The 23,898-nt window shown below is 40.0% G+C and carries 21 protein-coding genes; 7 read left to right on the forward strand and 14 right to left on the reverse strand.

Annotation, left to right across the window (positions count from 1 at the left end):
• Entirely contained in the window at window positions 1-831 is an 831-nt protein-coding gene (locus QUE86_RS00065; RefSeq protein ID WP_130051436.1) for a CvfB family protein, read from the forward strand.
• A gap of 202 nt (window positions 832-1,033) precedes the next feature.
• Here QUE86_RS00065 and QUE86_RS00070 read toward each other — a convergent pair whose 3' ends face one another.
• The 13 genes from QUE86_RS00070 to gyrA form a co-directional block, all read right to left on the reverse strand.
• Window positions 1,034-1,663: an MAE_28990/MAE_18760 family HEPN-like nuclease gene (locus QUE86_RS00070; protein ID WP_286258488.1), complete on the reverse strand. Its 630-nt coding sequence runs from the start codon at window positions 1,661-1,663 to the stop codon at window positions 1,034-1,036.
• 9 nt (window positions 1,664-1,672) lie between these two features.
• Window positions 1,673-2,743: a DUF262 domain-containing protein gene (locus QUE86_RS00075; RefSeq protein WP_286258490.1), complete on the reverse strand. Its 1,071-nt coding sequence runs from the start codon at window positions 2,741-2,743 to the stop codon at window positions 1,673-1,675.
• A 370-nt stretch (window positions 2,744-3,113) separates the two neighbouring features.
• The gene (locus tag QUE86_RS00080; RefSeq protein WP_286258492.1) at window positions 3,114-4,028 is read right to left on the reverse strand and encodes a TolB family protein; all 915 of its coding nucleotides are present in this window, start codon (window positions 4,026-4,028) and stop codon (window positions 3,114-3,116) included.
• A gap of 87 nt (window positions 4,029-4,115) precedes the next feature.
• Window positions 4,116-4,418 carry a hypothetical protein gene (locus QUE86_RS00085; protein WP_286258494.1) on the reverse strand — a complete coding sequence of 101 codons (303 nt, stop codon included), beginning with the start codon at window positions 4,416-4,418 and terminating at the stop codon, window positions 4,116-4,118.
• A 380-nt stretch (window positions 4,419-4,798) separates the two neighbouring features.
• On the reverse strand, window positions 4,799-5,503 hold the full coding sequence (pyrF, locus tag QUE86_RS00090; protein WP_286258496.1) for an orotidine-5'-phosphate decarboxylase: 705 nt from the start codon (window positions 5,501-5,503) through the stop codon (window positions 4,799-4,801).
• Between the two features lie 32 nt (window positions 5,504-5,535).
• Window positions 5,536-6,672, reverse strand: a complete 1,137-nt coding sequence (lapB, locus tag QUE86_RS00095) for a lipopolysaccharide assembly protein LapB (RefSeq protein WP_130051432.1) — start codon at window positions 6,670-6,672, stop codon at window positions 5,536-5,538.
• A gap of 2 nt (window positions 6,673-6,674) precedes the next feature.
• On the reverse strand, window positions 6,675-6,956 hold the full coding sequence (locus QUE86_RS00100; RefSeq protein ID WP_054551349.1) for a lipopolysaccharide assembly protein LapA domain-containing protein: 282 nt from the start codon (window positions 6,954-6,956) through the stop codon (window positions 6,675-6,677).
• Window positions 6,957-6,976: 20 nt separating this feature from the next.
• Entirely contained in the window at window positions 6,977-7,264 is a 288-nt protein-coding gene (gene ihfB / locus QUE86_RS00105) for an integration host factor subunit beta (RefSeq protein WP_036968575.1), read from the reverse strand.
• 65 nt (window positions 7,265-7,329) lie between these two features.
• The gene (gene rpsA / locus QUE86_RS00110; protein ID WP_054551350.1) at window positions 7,330-8,997 is read right to left on the reverse strand and encodes a 30S ribosomal protein S1; all 1,668 of its coding nucleotides are present in this window, start codon (window positions 8,995-8,997) and stop codon (window positions 7,330-7,332) included.
• 92 nt (window positions 8,998-9,089) lie between these two features.
• A complete protein-coding gene (gene cmk, locus QUE86_RS00115) occupies window positions 9,090-9,803 on the reverse strand; it encodes a (d)CMP kinase (protein ID WP_130051431.1) in 714 nt (237 codons plus the stop codon).
• 104 nt (window positions 9,804-9,907) lie between these two features.
• The gene (aroA, locus tag QUE86_RS00120; protein ID WP_286258504.1) at window positions 9,908-11,188 is read right to left on the reverse strand and encodes a 3-phosphoshikimate 1-carboxyvinyltransferase; all 1,281 of its coding nucleotides are present in this window, start codon (window positions 11,186-11,188) and stop codon (window positions 9,908-9,910) included.
• 2 nt (window positions 11,189-11,190) lie between these two features.
• Entirely contained in the window at window positions 11,191-12,279 is a 1,089-nt protein-coding gene (serC, locus tag QUE86_RS00125; protein ID WP_178927010.1) for a 3-phosphoserine/phosphohydroxythreonine transaminase, read from the reverse strand.
• A 69-nt stretch (window positions 12,280-12,348) separates the two neighbouring features.
• A complete protein-coding gene (gyrA, locus tag QUE86_RS00130) occupies window positions 12,349-15,045 on the reverse strand; it encodes a DNA topoisomerase (ATP-hydrolyzing) subunit A (RefSeq protein WP_286258505.1) in 2,697 nt (898 codons plus the stop codon).
• A 176-nt stretch (window positions 15,046-15,221) separates the two neighbouring features.
• Between gyrA and ubiG the strand changes: the two genes are divergently transcribed.
• The 5 genes from ubiG (at window position 15,222) to yfaE (ending at window position 20,757) form a co-directional block, all read left to right on the forward strand.
• Window positions 15,222-15,932: a bifunctional 2-polyprenyl-6-hydroxyphenol methylase/3-demethylubiquinol 3-O-methyltransferase UbiG gene (gene ubiG / locus QUE86_RS00135; protein WP_105174078.1), complete on the forward strand. Its 711-nt coding sequence runs from the start codon at window positions 15,222-15,224 to the stop codon at window positions 15,930-15,932.
• Window positions 15,932-16,606, forward strand: a complete 675-nt coding sequence (locus QUE86_RS00140; RefSeq protein ID WP_286258506.1) for an HAD family hydrolase — start codon at window positions 15,932-15,934, stop codon at window positions 16,604-16,606. The genes ubiG and QUE86_RS00140 overlap by 1 nt, the downstream gene beginning before the upstream one ends.
• Before the next feature lie 392 nt (window positions 16,607-16,998).
• On the forward strand, window positions 16,999-19,284 hold the full coding sequence (gene nrdA / locus QUE86_RS00145) for a class 1a ribonucleoside-diphosphate reductase subunit alpha (RefSeq protein WP_130051427.1): 2,286 nt from the start codon (window positions 16,999-17,001) through the stop codon (window positions 19,282-19,284).
• Window positions 19,285-19,354: 70 nt separating this feature from the next.
• The gene (gene nrdB, locus QUE86_RS00150) at window positions 19,355-20,485 is read left to right on the forward strand and encodes a class Ia ribonucleoside-diphosphate reductase subunit beta (protein WP_130051426.1); all 1,131 of its coding nucleotides are present in this window, start codon (window positions 19,355-19,357) and stop codon (window positions 20,483-20,485) included.
• On the forward strand, window positions 20,485-20,757 hold the full coding sequence (gene yfaE, locus QUE86_RS00155) for a class I ribonucleotide reductase maintenance protein YfaE (protein ID WP_286258510.1): 273 nt from the start codon (window positions 20,485-20,487) through the stop codon (window positions 20,755-20,757). Before nrdB ends, yfaE begins: the two co-directional genes overlap by 1 nt.
• Here the strand turns inward: yfaE and QUE86_RS00160 are convergent.
• Window positions 20,754-21,281, reverse strand: a complete 528-nt coding sequence (locus QUE86_RS00160; protein ID WP_286258512.1) for a YaeQ family protein — start codon at window positions 21,279-21,281, stop codon at window positions 20,754-20,756. The two genes, yfaE and QUE86_RS00160, sit on opposite strands and share 4 nt — an antisense overlap.
• A gap of 154 nt (window positions 21,282-21,435) precedes the next feature.
• On the opposite strand from QUE86_RS00160, the gene QUE86_RS00165 reads away from it, so the two are divergent.
• On the forward strand, window positions 21,436-23,838 hold the full coding sequence (locus tag QUE86_RS00165; protein WP_286260418.1) for a TonB-dependent receptor: 2,403 nt from the start codon (window positions 21,436-21,438) through the stop codon (window positions 23,836-23,838).
• The last annotated feature ends 60 nt before the right edge of the window (window positions 23,839-23,898 follow it).

Below are 23,898 nucleotides of genomic sequence, written 5' to 3' on the forward strand. Positions count from 1 at the left end.
ATGAGTATTTTAGGAACCACACAAACCCTTTTCGTTAACGAAATATCTAACGAAGGTGCTTATTTAGATGGCCGTGATTTAGGCGAAGTATTCTTACCAAGCAAAGAAATTGACTACGAACTAGAAGCTGGCGACAGCGTGCAAGTATTCATTTACTTAGATCACGCAGGTCACCCAACAGGCACCACAAAAAAACCATTGGCTGAGGTAGGCGAATTTGCCCTACTACGTGTTAAAGCGATTAATAGCACCGGTGCGTTTATGGATTGGGGCCTCGAAAAAGACGTACTAGCACCATACAATGAACAAAAGCCCAAAATGAAAGACGGCTTTTCTTATCTTGTTCGTTTATACCTAGATAACGCCAGCCAACGTATTTGTGCATCGAGCAACTTTAATAAGTTTTTATCAAAAGATGAACCAACTTACTCTGTAATGGAAGAAGTTGACTTAATCGTTGCCGGTAAAACAGACCTAGGCTACAAAGTACTCGTAAACGAAGCCCACATTGGCGTGGTTTACTACAACACGGTATTTAAAAAGCTATTTGTAGGCCAGCGCTTAAAAGGCTTCATTCAGAAAGTACGTGAAGACGGCAAAATCGACGTACTACTTGAAAAACCAGGTATGGGTAAAGTAAACGACTTAGGCGAAAAAATCTTAGATAAATTAAAAGCCGAAGGCGGCGTACTTCACCTAGGTGATAAGTCAGACCCTGAAGCAATTAAAAAGACTTTCTCAACCAGTAAAGCAAACTACAAAAAAGCCATTGGCGGTTTGTTTAAGCAAGGTTTGATTGATATTGAAGCAACATCGATTAGGTTGAAATAAGTTGCTAGTTGCTAGTTGCTAGTTGCTAGTTATCAAGTATCTAAAAAGAGTAAAGTGAAAGCTTTACTCTTTTTAAATAGCCGTAGGTTTTCTGACTCTGTTTTGAGTATTTTTCATTAAAAAGTTGAAGTAAGCATTTTGTTATAAGCAAACATTGGTAACGTCTCAATCACCGCCAAGTTTGGCTTAATAGCATCCTTTATTAACTCTCCAAATATCTTTGTTGATTAAAGTAAATCTCCGTTGATGCAATCATTTGTTCTAAAGCATCAAATATAGCTATTTTTATTGATTTTAATTCATCAAATGTTGAATTACGACAACATTCCTTAAACATCACTTCGCCATGTGCAATTTTATTCCTTTTATTTTTCACAGTGAGTAGTTTATCTTTATTTAAACTTGTTATTTTACCAATACCGTATCGCCCCAGAATTTTGCTTAATTCTCTTGCGTCAAGATTGCCTGAAAAAAGGTTTACCTTTTTTGTAAATTCATCATAACCTGGGAAAGTTAGGGAATTACTCATTATTAAATTTAACATTGATTGTTGCTTATTCTTGTTTTCACCAAATAAATAATATTCAACAAATAATTTCTTGAGTGGCTGTGATAATTCGGAATATTTATATCGAGAAACCTTTTCATGCACTCTTTCAAGCGTCAAAACTGTTGTGGATTCAACTACATTATATAATAGTATAATGAATGCGGATTTTAAGATTGCCACTTTATTTACGTTGCCAATTTCTGAAGATAAATCCTGAATATGATTCATTAGAATATCAGCTTCCTTGCGCTTTTCTTGAAAGTCATCCTTTAGAGTATGCACAGGAACTACCTACCTATTAATTAGTTGGCGTTTAACAAAGTCTATACGCTTATTTATCTTATCCGGGCTATGAGTTCTATGAGTGCCGGAAATAAGACGTTTAAAATGATAATCTTTAAGCCATTCGCCAGCATCTAGTTTTGATGTGTTAAGGCTTTCATTCTCTTGAAGAGCTAAATGCACACCAACAGAAATAGCCTCAAAAAATATTCTTGTTATTGAATTTACATTTTTTTTGCGGAAACCGTTTTCAAAAACACTATCCACAAAATTTAGCATTTCATTAAATTGCTTTTGCTTAATTTCTTTTTCTTCCGGAGTAAAAGATTTGTTTTTGGCTTCCATATATTCATCAAGCATCGCACCTATTCCGCGTCCATACGTAGAAAATTTCGGGTAAGAGTCCATTAAAGCAAAAAACCTTAGTATTAACTCTTCATGTTCCTGTCTATTAATTACACTCTTAGATAATGGAGCGAGTTTAACCATCAACTCATTTTTGGCACACTCTTTGTAAATAAAATCATTAAATGGGCCTGGATAAATACCTTTCCTTTTCTCCATATTTCGTAACAAGTCACTTCCACGATTTATACGTTCAAAAAGGTCATTTCTAACTTCTTCAGTAGCTGACTCTGAAAGTACAATCATTCTTATTGGAGTGTTGTTAATTTTCTTTTGCCGTGACTTTGGTAAATCACTAAACTTTAGGTCATTTAATTCTGTTAACTTCTCGAGACGTGAAAGTGTGAGTTCGTCTGATATGAAAGCTGCCAGCGTCCTGATTCGTTGTGAACCGTCCACTATTTCAAGTCTTCCATTAACATCTTCAGCCAGAAAAACTATCGGAATTGGTAAACCCAAAGTAATTGATTCGATTAAGCGGGATTGGCGAACATCATCCCATACAAAGTCACGCTGGTACTCAGGGACAAAAATATCATTTTCTTCTGTATCAATATCAGTCAAATATTTTTGAACTAGAAACTCAATTGTAAATTCCCTTGTATCAAAATCTACCGTTTTCTTTTCATCCAAAATTTGTCTTTCAATATCCGCTAATTTTTCTTCAGTAAGCATGAACACTCCGTTTTATTTTCACTCGACCTGCACTACCAAGGTATCTACCAATCTAGCAGTGCGTTCATCGAGTACAATTTCCAATTTAACGCTTATTTATCAATTTAATATATTTTTAACAAATTAACTAAGATATTACTATCAAAAAGTTTTCCAAACATTAAAAATTAATTAGAATAAAATTCCAAAGAGCAGTTTGGTTGCATCAATTAACAACCATATTTAGCCAATCTCAATGGCCACTTTTTGCTCGACCATACGACTGTATTTGTTCGTGAAGATAAAGTGTCAGCTCATATATAAAATAAATGTAGTGTTATTTGTCTAGGTGGAGCTAATTGTCATCTGTATTTGTTAAGTTGATTTATCCTTATTTTCTGTCATAAAGTTTTTCTAATGAAAATTTATTTAGCTTTCTGACAGTTGAAGCTTGTATTCCATTATTGATAATTTTTTTAATTCCAGTCCCATCTTTATTAATTTGATAAATATCTGAAAAACCATCACTGTTATCAGATGAGAAGATCAGTTTATTGCCATCATTTGACCAGTCGGGGTCCCAATCATCAACATGATTAAACGTCATACGCTTTTCGTTTGAACCATCAATATTCATTGTATAAATTTCTCTGTTTCCATCTCGGTCAGAGACAAACACAACATGGTTACCATCAAGTGAAACCTTTGGTGACCAATTATTGGTATCATTATTTGTAATCTGTATAAGATTCTTACCATCGGTATTAGCAATAAATATTTGGCTAGGATCTTTTTTCGAATGGAATAATACTCTGCCGTCTTTCAAAAAATGCGGTGCTCTCTCTTTTAAACCTTGTATTCGATGTTGTTCAGTTCCATCATGGTTCATTAACCATATTTCTTCTTGCCAGCCTTTTTCTGGATCATCGTACTCTCTTGCAAAAACAATCGTTTTTCCGTCAGCCGACCACGAAGGAGCGCTATCCCAGACATACTTTTTGCGCGTTAACCGTCGCATATATGTGCCGTCGATATTAACCGTATGAATTGACCATGTTTTTCGGTTGTCGTATTTTCCATAAAATGCAAGCTGCTCTCCGTCAGGTGATACTGAAGGGTAACCATCACTTTTCGTAAAGTCTGTCACTTTAATTCGTGAAGTCCCTGTTTCATCACTTAAATAAATTTCTCTGCCTCTGGATTCTTTTGCTGAATATACAATCGTATAGGCAGAAGAGATTAACTTGGCATTATCTTCACAGCCAAGAATTACGAACAATATAGAAATTAGAAAAATGTATCTCATACCAGAGGCCTTGAAACAATTAGGTTAAACAATGCAGCAGGTGAAACATAGGACAGCGACAGAAGAGAGCGATGCTGGCTCCTTTTGTTATGTTTGATAGCCATGAACTATAACCCCTTTTTTAGTTTTTGTTATTGGGAATTTACCAACTTTTTGAAGCTCATTAAGAAATAGATCGATATTAAGAGACTTTTGGGTTACTGGCGAATTTTGGTATGTGCGATAGTGATAAATGTATGGGATAACTGTCGATTCGATGTGTTTATATTCTAATGGCCCGCCAACACCAACGACGGGGCTATCAATAGCATTTTCCAATACTTGCTGTGCTAAAGGAGCATGGCCATAAAGTACATAAATTGTATCAGTGAAATGAAAAGTCTGAGCCATATTCAGCCATCACAACAAAGAACTTTTGCCATTTATTGTTCGACATTAGAGCTGAAGAGTATTTTTTCCTTATAGCTTGGTCTTTGTGTGCATCCATACGCTTTCTCTAAAAAATAACAATTTATAGCGCGCAAATCGCGTATATATCTTATTCTACCCGTTCATTTTCTGAACACACTAGTTTTAACAAACTCGTTAGCTTATTGCCAACATTAATTGAAATCAGTATCCCTCACTTTATCCAAATGAAACTTCGTAAAGTTTTCACGTTCAAAAATATAAGGGAGAGGTAAAACAGCACAAACAAAAAGAGCATTGTATATAGCGCGATATAAATTACGCTTACAATGCTCTTTAGAGACTATTTTAAATAACGAGGATTATTTTAGTGAGTCGTTAATTTCTTTTAGTGTTGCAACTGGGTCTGCCGATTGAGTGATTGGGCGGCCTACTACTAAATAGTCGCTGCCATCTTCAACGGCTTGTTTAGGTGTCATGATGCGCTTTTGGTCACCTGCATCGCTGCCAGAAGGGCGAATACCAGGGGTAACCAGTTTAAAGTCTGCGCCGAGTTCTGCTTTTAGCTTTTTCGCTTCTTGTGCTGAGCACACTACCCCATCAAGGCCTGATTCTTTAGCAAGGTTTGCTAGGTAAATTACTTGCTCTTCAGGTGTTTTATCTACACCTAAACGAGTAAGCTCTGCGGCATCCATACTGGTTAGTACAGTTACTGCAATCAGTAATGGCGCGTCATCACCAAACTGCTCTAAAGCTTGTTTTGCTTTAGTCATCATTTCAACGCCACCAGAGGCATGCACGTTAACCATCCATACACCCATTTTTGCAGCTGCTGTTACAGCTTTAGCCACTGTATTTGGAATATCGTGAAATTTTAGGTCTAAGAATACATCAAACCCTAAGTCGATTAGTTCCTTAACAAAGCTAGGACCAAAATACGTGAACATTTCTTTGCCTACTTTAAGACGACACGTATCAGGCGATAATTGCTTTACAAACGCAAGAGCTGTTTGTTGATCATCGTAATCAAGGGCAATTAATACTTTTTTTGAATCTTCGACAGACATAACTTTCCTAAAAACTAATGGACTAATATGAATTAAAAACCGTCTATGCCACGGCTTGGAACAATTGTTTCCCAGTGCTTACAAGATGGACATACCCAATAAATGGTATGACTGGTAAAGCCACAGTGTTGGCACTGAAAATCAGGTTTGGTTGCGATATAAGAGGTTACTAGCTTATCAATTTGATCGAGTACATCTTTAATATCGTTGTTTTGTTTGGCAAGTAGCTGTAATAAAAAGCTAAAGCCCCGAATAGTTGGATGACGCTTTAAACTATCCGTTAAAAATTTTATCGCTTGCTCTATGTGACCTTGCTCAAGTAAGGCTTGGCAGTGTTTTATTTTTATTAATACGCCACCTTTATCGAGCAGTTCATTAAGTAATTCGTAAAACTGATGCGTTAAATTTAGCTTTTGATAGCTCAGCGCAAGCTCTTCAATAAATACCGGCGCAAAAAACGTGAACTGACTGATTAGCTCGCGCCAATAGTAAATTGCTTTTACATAATCTTCATTGGTAAAGGCACTGTGACCAAGCTCATATAATGGACGAATGGCTTTATGGTTTAAGCTAATGGCTTTACGCATAATTTGCGTATCGTTATCTTGTAAGGCTGCTTCACAGTAAAAATTGGCAATGGCTTTTACATGCTGAGGTTTAGTGAACAACTCACTGTGGGCCTCGTACATGTTAATGCCCTTTTCCCATTCACGAGTTTGTGAATAAAGATTGATAATTGGTTCGAGCGCTTCTTTATATCCTGCTTTTACGAGCCAAACTAAATGCTCTTCTGCGCTATCTAATAAGCCTGCCATGATGTAATCTTCAGCCAGCTCTAAACGACTGGTTGCAGCTTGTTGTTCATCAAGGCTTGGGTGTTTTAATAACAACTCATGAATTTTAATTGCGCGGTCAAGCTCGCCACGGCGGCGAAACATAGTTGCCAGTGTTGAATAGTGTTCAACTGAGTCGGCAGCAACTTCAAGTAGATTTATAAGGTGCTCTAAGCCTTGGTCTTCTTCTCTGTCTAAGAGAAATTTAAGGCCTTTAGAATATTCAGAGGTGATTTGGCGATTAAGCTGATGAGCTTGGTTTTTAGCGCTGTTTTTACCCATTATCCAACCGTAACCGGCTGCAACGGGTAAAAGTAAAAACAGAAGCTCAATCATGATTAGGTGTCTTTATTAGCAACAAGCTTTTTATTGTTTTTTTCAGGCGCTAATTTTTTCTTTAAACGATAATTTTGCCACTTTAACTGAGAAAATAGTGTAAAGCTTATAAAACAACCAATTGCGACACCTAAAATAAAGCAGATACTTATTACAACAGCTAGGGGTAAAGTATTACTAGCGATTAAATAATTGATTTGCACCAATTGTGGATTCTGTGAACCAAGTACAAACGCAATAAATAAACACAGCGCAATTAATACAATTTTTAATACCCTAAACAAGTAACTACTCCTGTATAAAACTAGGCAATACTCGCATTTACGCGGTCACGTAACTCTTTACCTGGTTTAAAATGTGGTACATGCTTACCGTCTAACTCAACTGTTTCGCCAGTCTTAGGATTACGACCTGTGCGAGGAGAACGATAATGCAATGAGAAACTTCCAAAGCCACGGATCTCGATGCGATCTGAGCTAGATAATGAACCGGCCATTTGTTCAAGAATTTCTTTAACGGCATTTTCAACATCTTTCACAGGGATGTGTGCATGTTGCTCGGCAAGTTGTTCTATCAATTCTGACTTAGTCATAGCGTTTCCTTAAAGAGTGGTAAAGGAAGGGCAAAACTGCCCTTCCAATTTTAAAAGACTAGATATTAGTCTTTTTGAGCATTTTTGAATGCTGCAGCCATAGCGTTTTCGAACGCTGGCTCTTCTTTCTTAAGCTTCTCTAGTACTTCTTTCTCTTCTGCTTCGAAAAGAGCTTTAACAGATAAGCTTAAAGTGCGGTTCTTACGATCAACACCAACGTATTTCGCTTCGATTTCGTCGCCTGCAGAAACTACAGTAGTAGCATCTTCAACACGCTCTTGAGCGATATCAGCTACACGGATGTAACCTTCAACGCCTTCGATAAGCTCAACAGTTGCGCCTTTCGCATCAACTTCAGTCACTTTACCTTTAACAATAGCACCTTTTTTGTTTGCGTCCAGGTAGTTATTGAATGGGTCAGCTTCGATTTGTTTAACGCCTAGAGAGATACGCTCACGCTCTGGGTCAACTTGTAATACGATAGCAGTGATTTCGTCGCCTTTCTTGAATTCACGTACAGCTTCTTCGCCAGGCGTGTTCCAAGAAATGTCTGAAAGGTGAACAAGACCGTCAATACCGCCTTCAAGACCGATGAAGATACCGAAGTCAGTGATTGATTTGATCTTACCAGTAACTTGGTCGCCTTTGTTTTGTAGACGAGCAAATTCTTGCCATGGGTTAGCAATACATTGCTTAAGACCAAGAGAAATACGACGACGCTCTTCGTCGATTTCAAGAACCATAACTTCAACAGTGTCACCTAGTGAAACAACTTTTGAAGGGTGGATGTTCTTGTTAGTCCAATCCATTTCAGAAACGTGTACTAGACCTTCTACGCCTTCTTCGATTTCAACGAAACAACCGTAGTCAGTAAGGTTAGTTACACGACCAGAAAGCTTAGAACCTTCTGGGTAACGACCAGCGATAGCTGCCCATGGATCTTCGCCAAGCTGTTTAAGGCCTAGAGATACACGAGTCTTTTCTTTGTCGAATTTAAGAACTTTAACTGCGATTTCGTCGCCAACATTAACGATTTCTGAAGGGTGCTTAACACGCTTCCACGCCATGTCTGTGATGTGTAGTAGACCGTCAACACCACCAAGGTCAACGAACGCACCGTAGTCAGTAAGGTTCTTAACGATACCTTTAACTTCTTGACCTTCAACAAGGTTAGCAAGAAGCTCTTCACGCTCTTGTGAGTTTTCTGATTCGATAACTGCACGGCGAGAAACAACAACGTTGTTACGTTTTTGGTCAAGCTTGATTACTTTGAACTCAAGCTCTTTACCTTCAAGGTGAGTTGTGTCACGTACTGGACGAACATCAACAAGTGAACCAGGTAGGAAGGCACGGATTGAATCAACTTCAACAGTGAAACCGCCTTTAACTTTACCGTTGATAACACCAGTAACAGTCTCTTGCTCTTCACATGCTTTTTCTAAGCGGATCCACGCTTCGTGACGCTTCGCTTTCTCACGAGAAAGGATAGTTTCACCGAAACCGTCTTCGATTGCGTCTAAAGCAACATCTACTTCGTCGCCAACAGCAACTTCTAGTTCACCAGCAGCATTTTTGAATTGCTCAGCAGGGATTGCACTTTCAGATTTAAGACCAGCATCAACAAGTACGATGTTGTTCTCGATTGAGATAACAGTACCTTTAACGATAGAGCCTTGCTCTGCTTCAAAACCCTTAAGGCTTTCTTCAAATAACTGCGCAAAATTTTCTGACATTATACGTCTCTAAATAATTAAATAACCAATTAGCAACCATGCTGCATGGGGTTGTTAAAATAGCGCTGGCTTCCTGCCGGCACCTTAATAAATTACTTTTTAGCTTTTGGAAGCTTTCCTGCAAGTACTGCTTCGTCGAGTAAAGTTACAACTTTATCAAACACTTGCATTGCATTGAGCTCACTAGTATCAAGCTCAATAGCGTCTTCTGCAGGAACAAGCGGCGCAACTTCACGCGTCATATCGCGGTGATCACGAGCTTTTATGTCCTCAAGTAGACCACTTAGTGTAACATCAAGACCGCGTTCATTCAACTCAGCAAAGCGACGACGAGCGCGCTCTTCAGCTGATGCGGTTAAATAAATTTTCAATGGTGCATCTGGAAACACAACTGTGCCCATATCACGACCATCGGCAATTAGGCCGCTCTCAGTACGAAACGCACGTTGACGACGTAATAATGCTTCTCTCACCCGTGGTAATGCAGCAATCTTTGATGCCGCAGCACCCACTTCTTCGTTGCGGATTGTGGTTGTGACGTCTTCGCCTTCCAAGACAATTTTAGAAGTATGTGTTTGGCTGTCGACCAAAAACTGTACATCTAAGTTTGCAGCTAACGGCACTAGCGCATCTTCATTATCTAGTTCAATTTGATGATGAAGCGCTGCAAGTGACAGCACACGATAAATCGCTCCACTGTCTAATACATCCCAACCTAATTTCTCGGCTAACAAGCGACAAACAGTTCCTTTACCTGAACCACTTGGGCCATCGATGGTGATTACGGGCATTGATAACGCCTGCATTTATAACCTCCTGCAATGCACACCAAAATAAATCCGCGATATTATACGTCAGTTCTTAAAATAGATCCGCATCTAGAGTGTAACTTTTTATATTTTCTTCTGTTTTATTGACTTGAGACAGACTCTAGTACTTTGAAAAACGTTGGAAAAGTTTTGTATGTACATTTAGGATCGTTAATGGTTATCGGCTTCCCGCCAACAGCAACCATCGCAAAACACATGGCAATACGGTGATCGTTGTACGTATCAATCGCTACATCATTGAATGTTTCTGGTGGTGTTATTTCGATGAAATCTTCACCCTCAACAACTTCTGCACCAACTTTTCGAAGCTCAGTAGCCATTGCATATAAACGGTCTGTTTCTTTTACACGCCAGTTATAGATATTACGAATCGCCGTTGTACCTTTTGCGAAAAGCGCAACGGTTGCGAGAGTCATCGCTGCATCAGGGATTGCATTAGCATCAATATCAACCGCGTTCAGCTCGCCTTTACGAACCACCAGCTTTTCATCGTACCAATCGATTTTAGCGCCGACTTGTTCCATAACTTTGGCAAAACCAATATCACCCTGAACAGATGCAGCACCTACCCCATTAATTTCAATTTCGCCGCCTGCTATTGCAGCCGCCGCAACAAAATAAGAGGCGCTTGAAGCATCACCTTCGACCATAATACGCTCAAGTGCTTGATACTGCTGACAGCCTTTAACGTAAAACGTTTCATAGTTGTCATGACTCACAATAACACCAAAACGCTTCATCACATCTAGGGTAATATCAATGTAAGGCTTTGATACCAGTGTGCCTTTAATGGTGATTTCTGTGTCGCCATTAAATAATGGCGCCGCCATTAGTAACGCAGTTAAGAACTGGCTCGAAATACTGCCATCAATTTCAACTTTACCGCCGCTGATTTTGCCGCCTTTAATGGCCAGTGGTGGATAGTCTTTATGCTTAAGATATTCAACATCACCACCCAGAGCTTGCAGTGCATCAACCAAATGGCCGATTGGGCGCTCTTCCATACGTGGCTCACCCACCAGCTGATATTCGCCTTCTACAGCAGCTAATACAGCTGTCAGTGGACGATAAGCAGTACCAGCATTGCCTAAAAATAATGGCTCACTTGGGGTTTTAAATTTACCTGCAACCCCCTCTACGGTAGCCACTGTTTTATCTTCATTAAGCGATACATTTACGCCCAAAAGATTTAACGCACCTAGCATATGACGAATATCATCACTGTCGAGAAGGTTTTCAACAACCGATGTGCCCTCTGCTAGTGCTGCTAACAGTAAGATGCGGTTTGATAAACTTTTTGAGCCTGGCAGTGTCACACTACCATTTACTTTTGAGATTGGTTCAAGACGAAGCTGTTCCATAATTAGCTGTGCTCCTTGGCGAATTTTTCCATAAAATTAACCAAAGCTTGAACACCTTCAAGTGGCATCGCGTTATAAATGCTTGCGCGCATACCACCAACAATACGGTGGCCTTCAAGGGCTAATAAGCCTGCTTCTTTTGACTCATTAATGAATTTTTCATTCAATGATTCATCGTTTAACCAAAACGGTACGTTCATGCGTGAACGGCAATGCTTGGCAACTTTATTACTATAAAAATCTGAGCTATCAATAAAGTTGTAAAGTAATTCTGCTTTTGCGATGTTTTGCTCTTCCATCGCTTTAACGCCACCGTTTGCTTCAAGCCATTCAAATACTTCAGCAGCTAAGTACCACGCAAATGTAGGTGGTGTGTTATACATGCTGCCTTGTTTAGCTTCTAATGCGTAATCAAGAATTCCTGGCTTTGCAAGGCCTTCACGTTCAAGTAGCGTTTTACGAATAATAACAATCGATAAACCAGACGGGCCGATATTTTTTTGTGCGCCAGCGTAAATAAGATCAAACTGATTTACATCAAATTCGCGCGATAAAATAGTCGATGACATATCAGCAACAATCGGTGCAGATGGATGTGATGGTACTTCGAAAATCTCAATGCCATCTACGGTTTCATTCGGGCAATAGTGAATGTACGACGCATCAGCAGGTAATTCCCAGCTGCTTGCTGGTTTGATAGAGAACTGACCATTTTGCTGTTCATCATCACGTACATTAATACTTTCAACAGCAGTGAATTTAGCAGCTTCTGAAGTAGCACCTTTAGACCATACACCGTTTTCACAGTACACAGCTGGTTTATCATCAAGGTGAAGATTCAATGGCACAGCACTGAATTGACCACGGCCACCGCCGTGCATAAATAACACTTCAAACTCATCACTAATATTCATTAAGCGACGCAGGCTTGCTTCACATTTAGCAGTAAGTGCTAAAAAGTCGCTGCTGCGATGGCTAATTTCCATCACAGAGACACCTAAACCTTGCCAATCTATAAATTCTTTTTGTGCTTTTTGCATAACTGCCGGCGGTAGCATAGCCGGTCCTGCACAAAAATTATATTTAGTCATTACTTTGCCTCATTCCAGTAATTATAGTGCGGATAAAAAAAGCGGCCGAAGCCGCTTTTTAAATCAATGTTATTCTGAAGGTGGGTTATCACCCGTTTCTTCAGTATTGGTATCGACTACTTCAACGGCCTCGCCTTCGATGGCTTCAAGCTCATCAACTTCGATTTCTTCGATACGTTGTAAACCAACTACTTGCTCTTCGTCAATAGTTCGTATCAAAATAACGCCTTGAGTATTACGACCAACCGTAGAAACCTCATTAACACGGGTACGTACTAATGTACCGCGATTAGAGATGATCATGATTTCGTCGTTTTCGTCAACTTGTACTGCACCAACCACAGCGCCATTACGCTCGCTTACTTTGATTGATACAACACCTTGTGTTGCACGGCTCTTCGATGGGTAATCTTCAAGTGCTGTACGCTTACCGTAACCGTTTTCTGTCACAGTTAGGATCGCACCATCTGACTTAGGTACGATTAACGACACAACGCGTTGGTCGTCAGCCATCTTAATACCACGAACACCCGTTGCTGTCCGGCCCATCGGACGTACACCTTTGAAGCGGATTTCCGGGTTACCATTTTCATCTAGAACTGGGTTGCCGTTTTCATCAACAACTTCTGACTCTTCTGCTTCTTTAAAGCGGACAACTTTACCGGCATCAGTGAATAGCATGATTTCATTCGTGCCATCAGTGATATCAACACCAATTAGGCTATCACCTTCATTAAGGTTAACAGCGATAATACCGCTCGCACGTTGACGGCTGTATGCGGTAAGTGGTGTTTTCTTAACTGTACCAAACGCTGTTGCCATGAAGATGTATTTATCTTCTTCGTACTCACGTACTGGTAAGATAGCGGTAATACGCTCATCAGCTTCAAGTGGTAATAAGTTAACAATTGGCTTACCACGCGCTGCACGGCTTGCTAATGGTAACTGATAAACTTTCAACCAATATAAGCGACCTGCCGTTGAGAAACACAGAATTGTATCGTGTGTGTTAGCAACCAATAGACGCTCGATGAAGTCTTCATCTTTCATCTTAGTTGCTGACTTACCTTTACCACCACGACGTTGTGCTTCGTAATCAGAGAGTGGTTGATACTTAACGTAACCTTCGTGAGAAAGCGTTACAACAACGTCTTCTTCATTGATTAGGTCTTCAAGGCTAATATCGTGAGCAGCTGCACTGATTTCAGTACGACGTTCGTCACCATATTGCTCTTTAATTTCTACTAGCTCGTCGCGGATAACTTCCATTAGACGCTCTGGGCTTGAAAGAATATGTAAAAGCTCAGCAATTAGATCAAGTAAGTTTTGGTACTCGTCTAAGATCTTCTCATGCTCAAGACCTGTTAGTTTGTGTAAACGTAGGTCTAGGATTGCTTGTGCTTGTTGCTCAGATAAGTAGTACTGACCGTCACGGATACCTAAATCAGCCGCTAACCAATCAGGACGTGCTACGTTATCTTCACCTGCTTTTTCAAGCATAGCTTTAACTGTACCAAGTTCCCAAGGACGAGCTGTTAATGCTGCTTTTGCTTCTGCTGGGGTTGGTGACTTACGAATAAGTTCGATAATCGGGTCGATATTCGCAAGAGCAATCGCTAAGCCTTCAAGCGTGTGAGCACGGTCACGGGCTTTACGTAAATCGAATACAGTACGACGTGTAACAACTTCACGGCGGTGAACGATAAACGCTTCAAGCATTTCTTTTAAGTTGAAACACTTAGGTTGGTTGTTATCAAGTGCAACCATGTTCATACCAAACACAGTTTGTAACTGAGTTTGTGCGTATAGGTTGTTTAAGATTACCTCACCAACATCACCACGTTTGATTTCGATAACGATACGCATACCGTCTTTATCTGATTCGTCACGTAGTGCGCTAATACCTTCAATCTTCTTATCTTTAACTAGCTCAGCGATTTTTTCGATAAGGCGCGCTTTGTTAACTTGATAAGGAATTTCGTGAACAATAATGGTTTCACGACCAGTTTTTTCGTCAACTTCGATTTCAGCGCGAGCACGGATGTATACTTTACCACGACCCGTTAAATACGCCTGCTCAATGCCTTTTTTACCATTGATAATCGCCGCAGTCGGGAAATCCGGACCCGGGATATATTCAATAAGGTCAGCAATTGACATGTCTGGGTTTTGGATCAGCGCTAAACAACCATTGATAACTTCTGTTAAGTTATGAGGTGGGATGTTTGTCGCCATACCAACAGCGATACCCGAAGAACCATTTACTAATAAGTTAGGTACTTTAGTAGGTAATACGTCAGGAATTTGCTCAGTACCGTCGTAGTTAGGTACGTAATCAACCGTTTCTTTTTCTAAATCAGCTAATAATTCATGTGACATTTTCGCCATACGGACTTCCGTATAACGCATTGCTGCCGCAGAGTCACCGTCAACAGAACCAAAGTTACCTTGGCCGTCAACAAGCATGTAGCGTAATGAGAAAGGCTGCGCCATACGAACGATGGTGTCATATACCGCGCTGTCGCCATGTGGGTGGTACTTACCGATTACATCACCAACAACACGTGCTGATTTCTTGTAAGGTTTATTCCAATCATTATTGAGTTCGTTCATTGCGAACAAAACGCGGCGGTGAACAGGCTTTAAGCCGTCACGTACGTCTGGCAATGCACGACCTACGATTACACTCATGGCATAATCAAGGTAAGAATTTTTTAATTCATCTTCAATATTGACTGGCAGAATTTCATTGGCGAGATCAGTCATTTGATTTCACATTCCTTCAGTATTGACTCATTAAGAGGCAAATCGCCGTCTTAAGAGCTTTAGTTATTATTTCCTGACCATGCTATCACAATTTATTTAGATTTACAGGCGCTAAATCTTTGCGATTTATTAATTTACCCCTATATAATGGCCTCAGATTAACGAGGAAGTTTTTTATGACCGAGCATCAGAATGTAGATAATGCAGAAATTGCAAAGTTTGAAGCCATCGCAGAACGTTGGTGGGACCGCGACGGAGAGTTCAAACCCCTTCATGAAATAAATCCTCTTCGCTTGGATTTTGTCGCAGATAAAGTGGGCGGCTTATTTGATAAGGAAACCTTAGATGTTGGCTGTGGTGGCGGCATCTTAAGTGAAAGCATGGCCCGTATGGGCGCTAAAGTAACTGGCATTGATATGGGCCAAGAGCCATTAACCGTTGCTAAGTTACATAGTTTAGAAACAGGCGTGCCTGTTGATTATATAAAAGTACCTGCAGAGCAATTTGCTGCTGAGCACCCTGCTCGCTTTGATGTTGTGACGTGTATGGAAATGCTTGAGCATGTTCCAGATCCTGCTTCTATTATTCGCGCTGTAGCAGAACTTGCTAAACCTGGTGCCGATGTATTCTTTTCAACATTAAATAAAACACCAAAAGCTTATTTGTTTGCCATTGTTGGTGCTGAAAAGCTATTGAAAATGGTACCTGAAGGTACCCATGACCATAAAAAATTCATTAAACCTGCACAGCTTATTGCATGGGCTGAAGAAGCTGGATTAAAAGTACGCGCCAGTACAGGTCTTAACTATAATCCGTTTTCTAAGCAGTACAGCTTAAACGATGATGTAAGTGTTAATTACATCCTGCACTTTGAGAAACTAGCGTGATGAGTGGTGTGCAAACACCCTCTATCGATTTTGATGCCTTTATCTTTGATTTAGATGGCACTCTACTCGATACTGCGGATGACTTAGGTGGTGCATTAAACCGAGTGTTAGCAGATGCCAATGTGGCGCCTGTTGCTGAGCATGTTTATCGCCCTGCGGCTTCTAACGGTGCAAATGCATTATTAGAAGTCGGCTTTGGTGATAAATGGCCCGAACTTGAACAACTCGCCTTGCGCCAGCAGCTTCTTGATTACTACGCCGAAGATATTGCTGTACACAGTAAATGTTTCAATGGCATAGAACAGCTTTTAATTGCACTTGATCAAAACAATATTAAGTGGGGCATTATGACTAATAAGCCCGGCTTTTTAACTGAGCCCTTAGTGCAAGCTATTCCCTCTTTGCGTGATGCAAAGGCGGTTGTGAGTGGCGATACATTAGCTGTGTCAAAACCATCACCGGATCCACTTTTACACACAGCTGAGATCTTAGACGTTGATCCGAGCCGTTGTTTGTATATCGGTGATGCTGAACGTGATATTCAAGCAGCGAAAGCAGCCAATATGTACAGCGCAACAGCGTTATGGGGTTATATACCCAGTGTAGACGCTGCACTTGACTGGCAAGCGGATTTCAATTGGCAAACGCCGATTGATGGCTTTAACCATATATAGTGTTATTTGATAACTGAAACACCATATATTGTGATTTGATTTACTTTTGAGCATTCATTGATGATAAAAAAATCAGTCAAAATTTATTTTTAAAAACGGTAAATTTTCTGGATCTTTTGTTGATTTCTACAAATTTCGTCGTCTATGAATGTTCAAAGGTTAATGGTCACTAACACAATGCGCTTATCCAATAGTTATCCACAAAATGGGGCAATTCTATCCCTTGCAAAACAGCGCAGACCACACTATCTTGTGATCTGCAATTTAAACAACACCAGATATTGTGGCTAAATGTTATTCAATTAGATCACCCTGGCGTTTAATAATAATAATTACATAAAGAATACCTTTGTCTTTACAACGATAATTTCCCAAGGAATACAGGCAAAACTATGAACCAACAGCTATCTGTAAGCAAACGTGACGGCCGTAAAGAGTCACTTGATCTAGATAAGATCCATCGCGTGATCGCTTGGGCCGCAGAAGGTCTAGAGAATGTGTCTGTCTCACAAGTTGAATTAAAATCTCATATTCAATTTTATGACGGCATTCGTACCGATGACATTCATGAAACCATCATCAAAGCTGCAGCTGATCAGATCTCTAAAGATACGCCTGATTACCAATACCTAGCTGCTCGCTTAGCTGTATTCCATTTACGTAAAAAAGCGTACGGTCAATTTGAGCCGCCACGCTTATATGATCACATCACGAAATTAGTTGAAGACAAACGTTATGATCAACACCTTTTGGTTGATTATACCGAGCAAGAAATTGACGAGTTAGATGCTTACATCGATCACAACCGTGACCTAAACTTCAGCTACGCTGCTGTAAAGCAACTTGAAGGTAAGTATTTAGTTCAAAACCGTGTTACTGGTGAAATTTACGAAAGTGCACAGTTTTTATATATCTTAGTTGCTGCAAGCTTATTCTCTGATTATCCAAAAGAGACGCGTATTGATTACATCAAGCGTTTTTATGATGCAGTGTCTACCTTCAAAATTTCGTTACCTACGCCAATTATGGCAGGTGTTCGTACGCCTACACGTCAGTTCAGCTCATGTGTACTAATTGAATGTGGTGATAGCCTAGACTCTATTAATGCGACATCATCTGCGATCGTTAAATATGTTTCGCAACGTGCTGGTATTGGTATTAATGCGGGTCGCATTCGTGCGCTTGGTAGCCCTATTCGTAATGGCGAAGCGTACCACACAGGTTGTATTCCATTTTATAAGCACTTCCAAACTGCTGTTAAGAGCTGTTCACAAGGTGGTGTTCGTGGCGGCGCAGCTACGCTGTTCTACCCACTTTGGCATTTGGAAGTTGAAAATTTATTAGTTCTAAAGAACAACCGTGGTGTTGATGATAACCGTGTACGTCACCTTGACTACGGTGTGCAGTTCAACAAATTAATGTATAGCCGTTTAATCAAAGATGATTACATCACATTATTTAGCCCATCAGATGTTCCGGGTCTATACGATGCATTCTTTGAAGATCAAGCGAAGTTTGATGAGCTATACATCAAGTACGAGCAAGACGAGTCAATTCGTAAAAAACGTATTAAAGCGATTGAGTTATTCTCAATGTTTGCACAAGAGCGTGCGAGCACAGGTCGAATTTACTTACAAAACGTTGACCACTGTAATACGCACAGCCCGTTTATCTCGACTGTTGCGCCAATTCGTCAATCTAACCTATGTTTAGAAATTGCATTACCAACTAAGCCTCTTAGCAATGTAATGGACGAAGAAGGTGAAATTGCCCTTTGTACGCTTTCAGCGTTTAACTTAGGTGCAATTGAGTCACTTGATGAATTAGAAGAGCTTGCAGAGCTTGCTGTACGTGCTCTTGATAACTTACTTGATTTCCAAGACTACCCTGTTCCTGCGGCTAAAAACGCAACTATGGGTCGTCGTACGCTAGGTATTGGTGTTATTAACTACGCATACTACTTAGCGAAGAACGGTAAGCGTTACTCAGATGGCAGCGCAAATGCCCTAACTCACAAAACATTTGAAGCAATTCAATACTATCTAATGAAAGCATCAAATGAGTTAGCGAAAGAACGTGGTGCGTGTCCTAAGTTTAACGAGACAACGTATTCTCAAGGCATTATGCCAACAGATACTTATAAGCGTGACCTAGATCAGTTCTGTGATGAACCTCTTCACTTAGATTGGGATTCATTACGCGAAAGCATTAAAGAGCATGGTATGCGTAACTCTACGTTATCTGCACTTATGCCTTCAGAGACATCATCGCAAATCTCTAACGCAACAAATGGTATTGAGCCACCACGAGGTCATATCAGCGTTAAAGCAAGTAAAGATGGTATCTTAAAGCAAGTAGTTCCAGATTATGAAAATCTGAAAGATAACTACGAGCTACTGTGGGATATTCCTTCAAACGATGGTTACCTACAGCTTGTTGGTATTATGCAAAAATTCGTTGACCAAACGATCTCTGCAAACACCAACTATGATCCATCTAAGTATGAAGGCGGTAAAGTACCTATGAAGGTGCTATTAAAAGACCTACTGACTGCGTACAAACTCGGTGTTAAAACCCTGTACTATCACAATACACGTGATGGTGCATCAGACTCTCAAGATGAGTTAACACCAGAGGTAGAAGATGACGGTTGTGCAGGCGGCGCTTGTAAAATCTAATTAAATTAATAACATAACAAAAGCGGGCTCATTAGCCCGCTTTGTCCTGACTGTTTTTTGAGAAATCACTATGTCTTATACAACTTTTAGCCGAAATCATAATAACCAATTACAAGAACCGATGTTTTTCGGCCAAACGGTAAACGTGTCACGTTACGACCAACAAAAGTACCCTATCTTCGAAAAGCTAATCGAAAAGCAACTTTCGTTCTTTTGGCGTCCTGAAGAGGTTGATGTAAGTAAAGACCGTCTTGACTTCCAAGCATTACCAGATCACGAAAAGCACATCTTTTTAAGTAACTTAAAATATCAAACTTTACTTGATAGTGTGCAAGGTCGTTCACCTAACGTTGCGTTACTACCAATTGTGTCTATTCCTGAATTAGAAACGTGGATTGAAACATGGGCGTTTAGTGAAACGATTCACAGCCGTTCATACACACACATTATTCGTAACGTGACGCAATCTCCTGAGCTTATCTTTGATGATATCGTAAGCAACGAGAAAATCAGCGAGCGTGCTGATGCCGTTACTAAATATTACGACGATTTAATCAACATGATTTCTGTTTACAACCTTTACGGTGAAGGAAAACATGTAATCAACGGTGAAGAGGTTAAAGTCAGTTTATTTGACCTTAAAAAGCAACTTTATCTTGCTATGATGTCGGTGAATATTCTAGAAGCTATCCGTTTCTATGTTAGCTTTGCCTGTTCATTTGCATTCGCAGAGCGTGAATTAATGGAAGGTAATGCGAAAATTATCAAGTTAATTGCACGTGATGAAGCTCTACACCTTTCTGGTACACAACACATCTTAAACATTATGCAAGAAGGTAAAGACGATCCAGAAATGGCCATCGTTGCCGCACAATGTCGCGAAGAAGCGATTCAGATGTTTGTTGAAGCAGCTGAGCAAGAAAAAGATTGGGCAGAGTATCTTTTCAAAGATGGTTCAATGATTGGTCTGAACAAAGATATCTTATGTCAATACGTTGAATACATCACTAATGCCCGTATGACTGCAGTAGGCCTACCAGCACAGTTCGAAAGTAAGAGTAACCCTATTCCGTGGATCAACTCTTGGTTAGTATCTGACAATGTTCAAGTTGCCCCACAAGAAGCTGAGATTAGCTCTTACCTTGTTGGCCAAATTGATTCTCAAGTTGATGCATCTGACTTTGGTGACTTCGACCTGTAATGTGCTCAAACAAAACTGCAGAGGTTATCCTTGCAGGAACAGACAGCCAGAGTCTTGAATTTGATTCTGGCTGTTCATCTCTCCTTGAATGCCTAGAACAAAACAAAATTGATGTCCCTTACCAATGCCGTGAAGGCTATTGTGGCGCATGCCGTGCTAAACTAGTCGAAGGTGATGTGAGTTATAATCAAGAGCCACTCGCGTTTGTGCGGGCAGGTGAAGTATTACTATGTTGTAGTAAACCCAATGGAAAAGTAAAACTTGAGCTTTAATGCCATACAAGCTCGCTAGTTTGGTAGAAATTTTCTCTATCAGAGACACTCACCATTTGCTGATCAATTGTAACATCCCACTGTAGATTTTTGGTTAAATGACTCGCCAACTGCTCAATGAAGTTATCATCAAACGCAATTAAATGACCATTACTGATCAGCTCCAACTGATGTTCATTTTCTTGTAACCAATTGTTGTTTAATGTTGTTACAACCCAAAGCTCGTCAACTCTTTTAGCTATTTTATTGAGTTGTAAAATATCCGGTTGGTCAACAGCAAGCCATGTTTGATAATGCTCATCTAATGCTTTTATTGACACATCCGGTTCGCCATGACTGAACTTTGCATTCAGCATCGCTGTTTCGTTGTGTGAAAATAAGCAATAACTTAAAAGCTTAAGAACAAAGTGTTGATAGCTTTCACGACGGTCACAAGCAGTAGTAAACACCTCTTTGTGATTGCGGTGCTCTCTTAAATCAGCAATGGTGAAATTTGCTTTAAAGACTCTATTTTTATCAGACATAAGATTTAGCCATCCAAAAGTAACAGCCTAAGTATAGTGTATGGTGTTAAAATCGCGACTTAATGGAAAGTTATAGTATAACGTTATTGCGATTGAAAAATTGCAGTGTTATATTATAACGCAACACTTAACAACAAACTTAGAAGTAGTAATGATGAAACAAGTTTCAATTCTTTCTAGTGCTGTTGCCGCTGCGCTGTTTTCTCAATCCACAATGGCTGCTGTGATCACAGGTCAAGTATTAGATAAAAACCAACAACCTATCAGCAATGCTGAAATACACGTACACGGTAAATCTCAAAGCGTTGTTACTGACAAACAAGGTCAGTTTAAAATTGATGTAGACAACCAAGGTCAACTACACATCAGTAAAAATAATTTCATCGATAAACGCATTGCTATTAATGGTGACGATCAAAACCTAGTCGTTACTCTTACACCTACTTCCGTTGAAACGGTTGTTGTTTATGCATCAGCACTTCATAAGAATAGTCTTGAGATGATTTCGCCAGTTAATGTATTAGCGGGCGATGAACTAAAAGACAAGGCTAAACCTACACTAGGCGAAACACTAAAAGGTTTACCCGGTGTTAATGCAAGCTATTTTGGCCCTGTATCTTCTAGCCCAATTATTCGTGGTTTAGATGGTCCGCGTGTAAAAATCACCCAAAATGGTCTTGATAGCAGCGATGCATCACGAATTGGTCCAGATCACGCAACATCGAACGACAGCTTAGCAGCTGAGCAAATCGAAGTACTTCGCGGCCCTGCTACCCTACTTTATGGCTCTGGCGCAATTGGTGGTGTGGTCAACGTAGTTGATAACCGTATTCCAACGGATAACATTGATACTTTAACAGGTGCTGCACAATACACTCACGATACGGTATCAAATACCAACACTTATGCTGCAAAACTTGAAACCGGTAACGATGGTTTTAACTTCCATTTTGATGGTACTAAGCGTAAAGGTCATGACTACAAAACACCAACGTTCGAGCTTCCTGAAGAGCATGACGAACATGAAGGTGAAGATCATGAAGAACACGAAACAGCTAACAGTGTTGAAAACACCTTTATCGATAGCCAAACTGTTAACTTTGGTACAAGTTATGTTGGCGACCACCTAACACTGGGTGTTTCTTATGGTCGTATCGAAACTGATTATGGTATTCCTGCTCATTCACACCATCATCATGCGCATGACGAGCAAGATGAACATGAAGACGAGCATGATCAACATGAAGAACCTGTTTTCGCTCAGCTAGAGCAAGATCGCTGGCAAGGTTACATGAGCTATGCACTTCATGATAACTGGATTGAAAATATCTCACTACGCGTTGGCTACACCGACTATAAACATGCAGAAATTGAAGATGGTGCCGTGGGAACAGTGTTTACAAACAAAACAACTGAAGCACGTGCAACCGTTGAGCACAAGTTAGGCCTTTGGCACGGCATGGCAGGTTATCACTACACTGAGTCTGACTACGATGCAGATGGTGAAGAAGCTTTTACACCTGCAAGTGTGACTAAAACAAACGCAATTTTTATGCTTGAAGAGCGCCAGTTTGGTGATGTGACTGTTGAGCTAGGTGCACGCCTTGAAGATTACCAAATCGACTCTGCTGTAAGCATGGCTGAGCATCATCATGATCACGATCATGAAGAGGAAGAAGAGCACCATGACGAAGAAGCTGAAATCATCAACTACAGTGAAGATTTCACAAACCTGAGCTTATCTGCAGGTGCAATTTGGCAATATCAAGAAGGCCAAAGTGTAGCTTTAAGTGTGTCTCGTTCTGAACGTGCGCCACTAAGTGCTGAATTACTGTCAAACGGTGTTCATATCGCAACAGGTACCTACGAGCTTGGCTTAGGTTATCATATTGAAGACAGCGAAATTCATTTTGAGCCAGAGGATATCGAGCAAGAAACTGCAACCAACTTTGATTTAAGTTTCCGCCGTTTTATTGGTGATTTTGGTTATACAGTTAACTTCTTCTATAACGACATTGAAAACTACTACTACCAGCAAAATACAGGTTTGGTATTTGATGAAGAGCATGGCTTAGAATCTGCAGCTGAAGCAGACGTAGATGCAATAGCGGTTTATCAGTTCAGTAGTAAAGATGCAAAACTATACGGCATTGAATTTGACGTACACTATCAAGTAACGCCAAGTGCCTTGGTTAAAGTGTTTGGTGATTCAACAACCGCTAAACTAAAAGATGATGAAGGTTATTTACCTCGTATCCCAGCTAATAAACTAGGCTCTGAATTACAGTACACAATTGCTGATTGGAAATTTAGCCTAACAGGGACTCATTATTTTGAGCAGTCTGACATTACTGCTTACGAGACAAAAACTGACGGTTATACCCAGTTTGATGCATCAGCAAACTATCAACTTGACCTAGGTCCTGTGGATACACAACTTTATATCAATGTTGACAACTTAACCGATGAATTAGGCTTCGTACACAGTTCATTTATTAAAGAAAAGGCTCCACTACCAGGTCGTAACTTCAGCCTAGGTATTCGTGGCTATTTTTAATCTGATTTAACTTTTAATAGTTATAAAAAAACCCTTTCACTTTAAAAGTGAAAGGGTTTT

The sequence above is a fragment of the Pseudoalteromonas apostichopi genome, from assembly GCF_030297135.1.
GTDB classification, from domain to species: Bacteria; Pseudomonadota; Gammaproteobacteria; order Enterobacterales; family Alteromonadaceae; genus Pseudoalteromonas; species Pseudoalteromonas apostichopi.